Source organism: Enterococcus sp. DIV0660C (assembly GCF_017316125.1).
Lineage (GTDB): Bacteria > Bacillota > Bacilli > Lactobacillales > Enterococcaceae > Enterococcus_B.
Genome location: NZ_JAFLWA010000006.1, coordinates 1 through 7629 on the forward strand (window position 1 = coordinate 1; position 7629 = coordinate 7629).

6 protein-coding genes and 2 pseudogenes are annotated in these 7629 nt (G+C 34.7%); 5 read left to right on the forward strand and 3 right to left on the reverse strand.

Translation table 11 applies throughout. From position 1 onward, the window contains the following. Positions 1 to 250 precede the first annotated feature (250 nt). Positions 251 to 1354 carry an alpha-hydroxy-acid oxidizing protein gene (locus tag DOK81_RS01520; protein ID WP_206907454.1) on the forward strand — a complete coding sequence of 368 codons (1104 nt, stop codon included), beginning with the start codon at positions 251 to 253 and terminating at the stop codon, positions 1352 to 1354. Positions 1355 to 2626: 1272 nt separating this feature from the next. Continuing rightward, positions 2627 to 3727: a tyrosine recombinase XerS gene (gene xerS, locus DOK81_RS01525; protein WP_206907461.1), complete on the forward strand. Its 1101-nt coding sequence runs from the start codon at positions 2627 to 2629 to the stop codon at positions 3725 to 3727. An 82-nt stretch (positions 3728 to 3809) separates the two neighbouring features. On the opposite strand, the pseudogene DOK81_RS01530 reads toward xerS, so the two are convergent. Next, a pseudogene (locus DOK81_RS01530) lies at positions 3810 to 4001 on the reverse strand (LacI family DNA-binding transcriptional regulator); the annotation flags it as partial. Between the two features lie 248 nt (positions 4002 to 4249). On the opposite strand from DOK81_RS01530, the gene DOK81_RS01535 reads away from it, so the two are divergent. The 3 genes from DOK81_RS01535 to DOK81_RS01545 all read left to right on the forward strand — a co-directional run bounded on the left by DOK81_RS01535 (position 4250) and on the right by DOK81_RS01545 (position 5060). After that, positions 4250 to 4543 carry a type III secretion system protein PrgN gene (locus DOK81_RS01535; protein WP_206907463.1) on the forward strand — a complete coding sequence of 98 codons (294 nt, stop codon included), beginning with the start codon at positions 4250 to 4252 and terminating at the stop codon, positions 4541 to 4543. A 110-nt stretch (positions 4544 to 4653) separates the two neighbouring features. Further along, positions 4654 to 4803 (forward strand): hypothetical protein, encoded by a 150-nt coding sequence (locus DOK81_RS01540; protein WP_206907465.1) that lies wholly within the window; start codon positions 4654 to 4656, stop codon positions 4801 to 4803. Positions 4804 to 4841: 38 nt separating this feature from the next. Further along, complete coding sequence (locus DOK81_RS01545; protein WP_206907467.1) at positions 4842 to 5060, forward strand: hypothetical protein; 219 nt, start codon at positions 4842 to 4844, stop codon at positions 5058 to 5060. Positions 5061 to 5498: 438 nt separating this feature from the next. Here DOK81_RS01545 and DOK81_RS01550 read toward each other — a convergent pair. Both DOK81_RS01550 and DOK81_RS01555 read right to left on the reverse strand, forming a co-directional pair. Next, positions 5499 to 5814: pseudogene (locus DOK81_RS01550) on the reverse strand (polysaccharide deacetylase family protein); the annotation flags it as partial. 100 nt (positions 5815 to 5914) lie between these two features. Further along, positions 5915 to 7387: a glucosaminidase domain-containing protein gene (locus DOK81_RS01555; protein ID WP_206907469.1), complete on the reverse strand. Its 1473-nt coding sequence runs from the start codon at positions 7385 to 7387 to the stop codon at positions 5915 to 5917. Positions 7388 to 7629 lie beyond the last annotated feature (242 nt).

Here is a 7629-nt window from a genome sequence, read left to right on the forward strand (position 1 = left end):
GGTAGTATGTTATGTTTTTTGTGCATCGAAGGTATAAAATCATGTGGTTGAACAGTACTTCTTTATCACAGATGAAAGAATAAAAAATCCTGAGTTTATGATTTCAAGTGATCGTTTGTTTCTTTTTGTCTACATGTAATTTTTAGCGAACAATCAATAAAAAAGTTTCAAAACAGATTGTTTGTCACTTATTGACTGGAAGCGTAACATGTTGTTTGTAAGCGCTATACTTTTGAAAGTGGTGATTGAATTGGAAAAGATTTATCAAGCGAGCACAGCAGAAGGTGCAATCGATTTTATTAATATGTATGACCTTGAAGAAGCAGCTAAAGAAATGATACCTCAAGGTGGTTATGGATATATTAGCAGTGGTGCAGGGGATATTTTTACTTATCAAGAAAATGAAAAGGCTTTTAATCATAAATTGATCATTCCTCACGTATTACGAGATGTTGAATTACCAGATACTACTACAAAATTTGGAAATGAAACATTAACTGCGCCAATCATTATGGCACCAGTAGCAGCGCATGGATTGGCTAATGTTGCTGCTGAAAGAGCTTCTGCTAAAGGAGTTGCACGTTTTGGTACGATTTATACGGCAAGTTCGTATGCGTCTTGTACACTAGAAGAGATTCGGGAAGCAGGTGGAGAAGAAGCGCCTCAATGGTTTCAGTTTTATATGAGTAAAGATGATGGTATTAATTGTGATATTTTGGATATGGCAAAACGTAATGGGGCCAAAGCAATCGTTTTGACCGCTGATGCAACTGTTGGTGGTAATCGGGAAACCGATCGCCGGAATGGCTTTACTTTTCCATTAGCGATGCCAATCGTTCAAGCTTATCAATCAGGTATTGGCCAAACGATGGACGCTGTGTATGGTTCTTCAAAACAAAAATTGAGTCCTAAAGATGTGGAATTTATCACAAGCTATTCTGATTTACCAGTCTATGTTAAAGGCGTGCAATCAGAAGAAGACGTCGCTCGAGCACTTGATGCAGGTGCATCAGGTATTTGGGTATCAAATCATGGTGGGCGTCAGTTAGACGGTGGTCCGGCTGCTTTTGATTCTCTTCAATATGTTGCTGAGGCAGTAGCGGGAAGAGTTCCTATTGTTTTTGATAGCGGTGTGCGGCGCGGCCAACATGTGTTTAAAGCAATTGCTTCTGGAGCTGATCTAGTGGCAATCGGTCGCCCCGTTATCTATGGATTATCTTTAGGTGGAGCAACTGGTGTACAACAAGTCTTCGATTTCTTTAAAAAAGAGCTGGAAATGGTGATGCAGCTAGCCGGTACACAAACAGTTGAAGAGATTAAAAAAGTCGCATTAAGAGAAAATCGCTATCTATAAATCGAATCGATCGCAAGTAAAATAGCTTGTTATCAGTTGCTCTTGCTCCTTTTTATCTTATCAATCATAGATTAAAAAATAGAAAAATGACTGATCGGACTGTAAACATAACCTCAATTAGGCTGTAGTTTACAGTTTTTTTAAATGGGATAAAAAACTATAAAAAGGTAGCGCCGTTGTACGGTGATGATAATGATCACATTTAAAATACTGGCGTTATAATATTTTATACTAAAGTCTCACAAATGTTTTCAACAAAATGAAGACATTTGTGGGACTTTATGTATTGTGTGTATTTTTTTCGAATTTAGTTAGGAAGCAGTTATAAAATATTGTTTTGTTAATGAGATGTTCCGGTTATTATTCTTTCTATTTTGGCTGAAACTTGTATTTTTACGATTTGATACTAGAATTTTTATTTATATCCTCTTAAAACTATTAATTATAAGGATGCCCGAACAGTTAATTATATTCCGCTTTGTTCTTAGGTAAAATGACCAATGATTCCTAAAGAAAAGTACTATTCTATTAAAAAACTAACGGGTAACATAGCCATTTATGACCTAGAAACTTAAGCCTAATGTTCATGTAATTCGTCCAGCTGATGGTAATGAAACCAGAACTGCGTAGAAAGTGGCGCAAAAGAATCTGGAAGTTAGGCTGGACAATCATTACGCTGCCATCTATCCAACTTTCTGAAAAATGTTAGTTTTTCGGAAAGTTGAACGGGAGTTATTATGAGAATACAAGCCATATTAGATAATTACAGTATTTAGGCAATTTTGATGTTGATTCACTATAGATCAACTGCACGTACTAAGTTTATTAAAAAATTTCAACGCTGGTTGTTTAACCCAAGGATCAAACATACCGTAGCCAAATCTGATGATTAATAGCTTACTAACAAACAGATCCATTTTTTAGCTCACTAAGCGATGCTTCTGAAAGTGATTTAAATAAATCAGGATCACACTTATTCAGCTACAACCATGTTTCATTTCATGAACAATTCACTAATTGCTATGAATTACTCAATCAACCTCTTTTCATTCGTTTACATAATAAATCATCTTTCCAAAAAGATGTGTTTTTTTAGAAAATTAAATAACATTACAAAAATACAAACAACCCCTTTTTAAACTATAATAAAAGCGATTAACAAACATTTTTTTAAAATTAAATAACTTATATTTGACAAATCGGTATATACCAATTATAATAGTGATATGGAATTACTCCCCTACCCCATAATTTTTAAGGATGGTGATTGGAATGTTAAAAGAAAAAGCATTAGAAAAAATAGATGAATTATTAACTGAAATGCCCCCTTTCATTCGTGATTTCGTTGAAACTAAAACAGCGGATGAATATTCCCCAAATACAATACTTGAGTATTTGAAAAACTATCATCAGTTCTTCAGCTGGTTGATCGTTTCAAAAAGTATTCCTGAAAAATCAATCGTAGAGATATCGGCAGAATCATTAGATGCCCTACAGATGCGGATTGCTACGCAATATAAAGCCTACCTTCTTAGCAGAAAAAAACAAAATTCGAAACAGATCAATAAGGACGGCTCTCCAAAGGAATCCACTGCAACTTTATCAAAAGTAACAATCCAGCGAAATATCACTGCATTAAAGGTTTTATTTAAGTATCTATCGGAAAGTCACAATAATGTAATCGGCAAACCTTACCTGTCTCACAATATTATGCAGGAAATATCAAACGTGACTGAAAGACAAACACTTCAAGCTAGAGCAGATTTACTAGAAGACAAGTTGTTTCTCGGCAATGAAACTGAAGAGTATTTGAACTATATTAATGATGTTTATCCTAGTACTCTCTCACCGCAAGCGATGAAGTACTATAAACGGGACCGAGAAAGAGACCTTGCAATTAATGCGTTGATGTTAGGTAGCGGTCTCCGATTATCCGAAGTAGTCAACTTGAATGTTGATGATATTAGTTTTGAACAAAATCGAGTTTCAGTCGTCCGTAAAGGTGACAAAAAAGACTCAGTTAGGATCGCATCTTTTGCAATGGAATACTTAGCAAATTATCTAACTATTAGGGATTCACGTTATCACCCAGATAAATACGAAACAGCATTCTTCGTCTCGATTAGCAAAGGTATCGCTAAAAGAATTACGGGATCAGCAATCGAAAAAATGGTGGAGAAATACTCTTCTGGATTTAAAGTACGTGTAACGCCGCATAAGCTTCGCCACACGCTTGCTACAAGATTATATAAGCAATCTGGAGGAGATCTGATCCTAACTGCTCAGCAACTAGGACACAGTTCAACACTTACGACGAACTTGTATGTCCACGTGGAAAACAATACAACCACAGATGCATTGAATTCTTTATAAAGCTCAACAAGGCATAAGTAAAAAGTTTAAAAAGAAAAAATAGAGCTACCACAATACTTCTGTTGTGGTAGCTCTTATCATTCAAGTAACTATGCTTTATTTTTAATGCTTGTGTTTGCTTACTAGATCGATAGTTTAATCGTTCGATCACTTCAACAATTTTTTCTTTGGTTTCTTTCGACATGTTTCCGTAATTATTGTTTAAAAATCGAGAGAGAGTTGTATTAGAAACACCTGCCTCTTCGACAATCACTTTGATTGTAATTTTTTTCATCATTTTTCTCCAACTATCTTTTTTATTATTGTATCGAATTTTAAGGTAATTGGAAATGCAGCGTCTCGGATACTTCTCAGATAGAAAATAAATGGGGAAAAATTTCAACTACTAAAAAACCCTCCCATTAAAAGACGTATTTATCCATGAAAAGGAAATTAAGAATAGAAGAATAGATAGAGAGTTCAAGTTGTGATAAAATATTATTGCATACGCAATAATATAAGCGTTCAGAAAGAAGGTTGTTTATGAAACTTAATACTTATGTCTACCCTCACCCAGTTAATTATTTTATTATTGAAACTTTAGGCATGACCGTGGAACAATTTGCTGAACTTCATAATCTCAAACAATCAACCATTGCTTCATGGGTCACGAGAGAAAAAAGTGTCGAAAGTCTGCCCGCTTCTTTCATTTATTCCTTATCATTATCTGCAGGGAAAGATATGTCAGCCGTTTATAATGATTTACTAGATATCCAAACAAAAAAGTGGACTTCTATCCAAGGAAAACAACGCAAAAAAGAGCGATTAGATGTCTAGTCGCTCTTTTTATACTACTTGCTTATTAGTGATTGATACTTACGTTTGATATGTTATTGATTGTTTTTTATGATCGATATTTCAATATCAAATAGAGGAGTGATTTAATTATGAAAAACAAGATAGAAAATGCTGAATTACAACAAGTTACAGACGGTGGAACGTTGCAAAGTCGAGGCAGTTACCTATTAACCGATGGCTCATTGCAGAGTTTTAGATTCAATTATCTAGAAATATTAAGCAAGATCCCTCACAGTTAATTACTACTGAGAGTGAAAAAGAAGAAATCAAGTATTTATTGGCACCTGATTTTACAGAAGACGATCAACAAACTGAACAAAATGGTTTATTCCAAACCTATACGAAAGAAATAAATGATGTCTCGATCCAAATCGACAAGGAAAACAAGAAAACAACGATTCAAAGTGATCAGTATAAAAAATTCTTTTGGGTAGACGATCAAGATAACCGCCTCATGGATGCCAATCAAGTAGAATATAGTTTTAGTAAAGAATAATATTTCTAAAACTCGTAACAAAGGCGCATGGGATATGGATCTGTTTATTTAATTGATGTATTTCCTCTTATTTTACATAATCGCTACGATAAGTATCCGTACTATCAAGCCAATTTTACCTTAACTTTGTGAAATTCTAATTTCTAAAAATGACTTGCTTGTTATATTTACGGTATTTTTTAAGCACATTTCATGGATAAGTACCCACTCAAACAACCGAAACTGCCTTAAAATCACTATTTATTAATTGTTTAAACAAATATCTGTCTTTAAACTCATACAATATGGTTAATATTCTGGAACACAATGCAAACCAAAGGCTCCCGACACTTTAAACAATATATTTGATATCAGCAAAGACATTGCGTATCTTGAAATTTTAGCAATGTATAAACTATTAACGAAGTTTGTCTTCCAATCTTCAAAATCTACAGATCATTGAATAAATGGTCTATTAACGGCAAGGGCATTTTCACTCGTAATAGAGCCATAGGGTGCTTGTTTACCAGTTACTTTTTTAATAGCATCATTGGTACTTTGGTTTTCATGATCATAAAGTATGATTTCCAATCTCATGACCTTCTTCTGAGGCTTGTTTAGCGATTTGAGAATATTTTTCTGTATTTTTTCCGAATAGAAAAAATGTAACATGCACATCTTTAGACTTTATAATTTCAAAAAGTTGTGGTGTAGTCGATTGTCTAGGTCCATCATCAAAACTAATTGCTACACTTTTATTAGCTTCATCACTTGAATCATCATTAGCCATTGAATTTGAAAAAATATTTTATAATTGTTTGTTTTCATGATACAGATAACAGATTCGTAGTATAAATAAAAAACGGTCTTATTCTTTAGAATAAGACCGTTTCTGGATCAACCAATTGTGATTGACTTAAACTATGATCTAAACATAATTCAAAATGTAAATGGCTACCTGTGCTATTTCCTGTCGAGCCAACATAACCAATGATCTGACCTTGTTTTACTTTGTCACCAACCTTGACTTGATATTCTTGTTGGTGCGCGTATAAAGCCGTTGTACCATCTTCATGCTCAATAGCTACATAATTCCCCCATGATGGGTGAAACTCTGCTTTAATGACCGTTCCTGCTTTGCTGGCATAGATTGGCTCGCCTTGTGCTGCTGCCAAATCTAATCCTCTATGAAATTCTCCCCCACGAGTACCAAATGGACTAGAAATCGTATAGTTTTTCACTGGTACAATATAGCCTTCTTTACTTAATTGTGGTCCTGCGACTTCCTTGTCGTAGTCCGTTAAATGGTAGGTCTCGATCAAACCATTTAATTTTTGATCGTATTTCGTATCAGTTGCATATCTGCCAGTTAAGAATTTGGTTGCTTCTTGATAAGTTTTTGCGTTTGTTTTCCATACACCACTATAAAATTGACTATTACCAGTCAAACCTTCTTTAAGCAACTGTGCATAATCATTTAAACTATCTTCATAGTTTTCATACTGTCTAAAAGTGGCTTGTGTGTTGTAAAGAGTGCCGTTACCTAAATCCTCTTGTGTAGCAAAAGAAACACTTTTTCCGTTATGCGTACCTTTTATTCCAAATAAATTGTAGTTCGGTGCTTGTGCTAACTGACTTTGGCCGCTAGCTGATTCCAAAATGGCTTGCGCAATTATGACAGAAGCGTATAAATCGTTTTCCTGTCCTACTTTGCGAGCAGATTCGCCGATTTTTCGGACAAAGCTTTCTACGGACTCATCTTTTTCAAAATGAATGTTTCCTTCAGCCGTTTCTTTGCTTGAAGGAACTAATTCTTGAATAGGCGCAGTTGGCGTTTGGTGATATGGTTTTGACTCGCTTTCTGCTGGGTTAGCTTGCTGCTCTTCATTTGGTGTTTTTACTTGATTGTTTGAAGGTTCAGTTGTTGACTGAGTCTGTGATTCATTCGTAGAACTACCAGTATTCGGCTTTTCTGGTTTTGATTCACTTGGCTTTGTTTCGCTAGGTTTGGTTTCATCTGGTTTAGACTCACTACTGGATTCCGTTGTACTCGTTGAATCTGTTGTACTATCTGTAGGCTTTTCAGCCGATTCTGTTGTAGACGTCGTATCCTCAGGTGTACTTTGATCTGTACTACTTTCTGTGGAATCAGTCGTTGTGTGCGTAGTAGACGTTCCTGTTTGTTCATCACTACTTGAAGTAGATTCTTCAGACTGATTATTCATCGTGCTAGATTGACTGGCTGGTATTGAAAGCTGTTCATCTGCTAATACCTGTAACGGTGTTGTCAATAGCATTTGAGAAAGAAGAACAGCAGAAGCTATTTTTGAAATATGTTTTTTTTTCACTTTTTTCTTTCCTTCCTTTATTGCATTTAAGTTACTTTTTTTGTAAAAATCTATCTAAGCTTTATCTCTTATTCAAATATGTCAGTAGAATAGATAGCTTTTTTTTCTGTGAAGTGTCTATTTTACTAGGATAATTTTTGCTTTTACTTCCCTTATCTTCACCATTGGTATAAATATTGATCTGTTTCACATTTCAAAGACTTGATATTAATAGTAATCATAGAACTCAGATTATATAATAG

Bases quoted from the DNA above. Each gene is read 5' to 3' on its own strand.
- xerS (WP_206907461.1), top strand. From the start codon at position 2,627: ATGTTAAAAGAAAAAGCATTAGAAAAAATAGATGAATTATTAACTGAA.
- DOK81_RS01535 (WP_206907463.1), top strand. From the start codon at position 4,250: ATGAAACTTAATACTTATGTCTACCCTCACCCAGTTAATTATTTTATT.
- DOK81_RS01540 (WP_206907465.1), top strand. From the start codon at position 4,654: ATGAAAAACAAGATAGAAAATGCTGAATTACAACAAGTTACAGACGGT.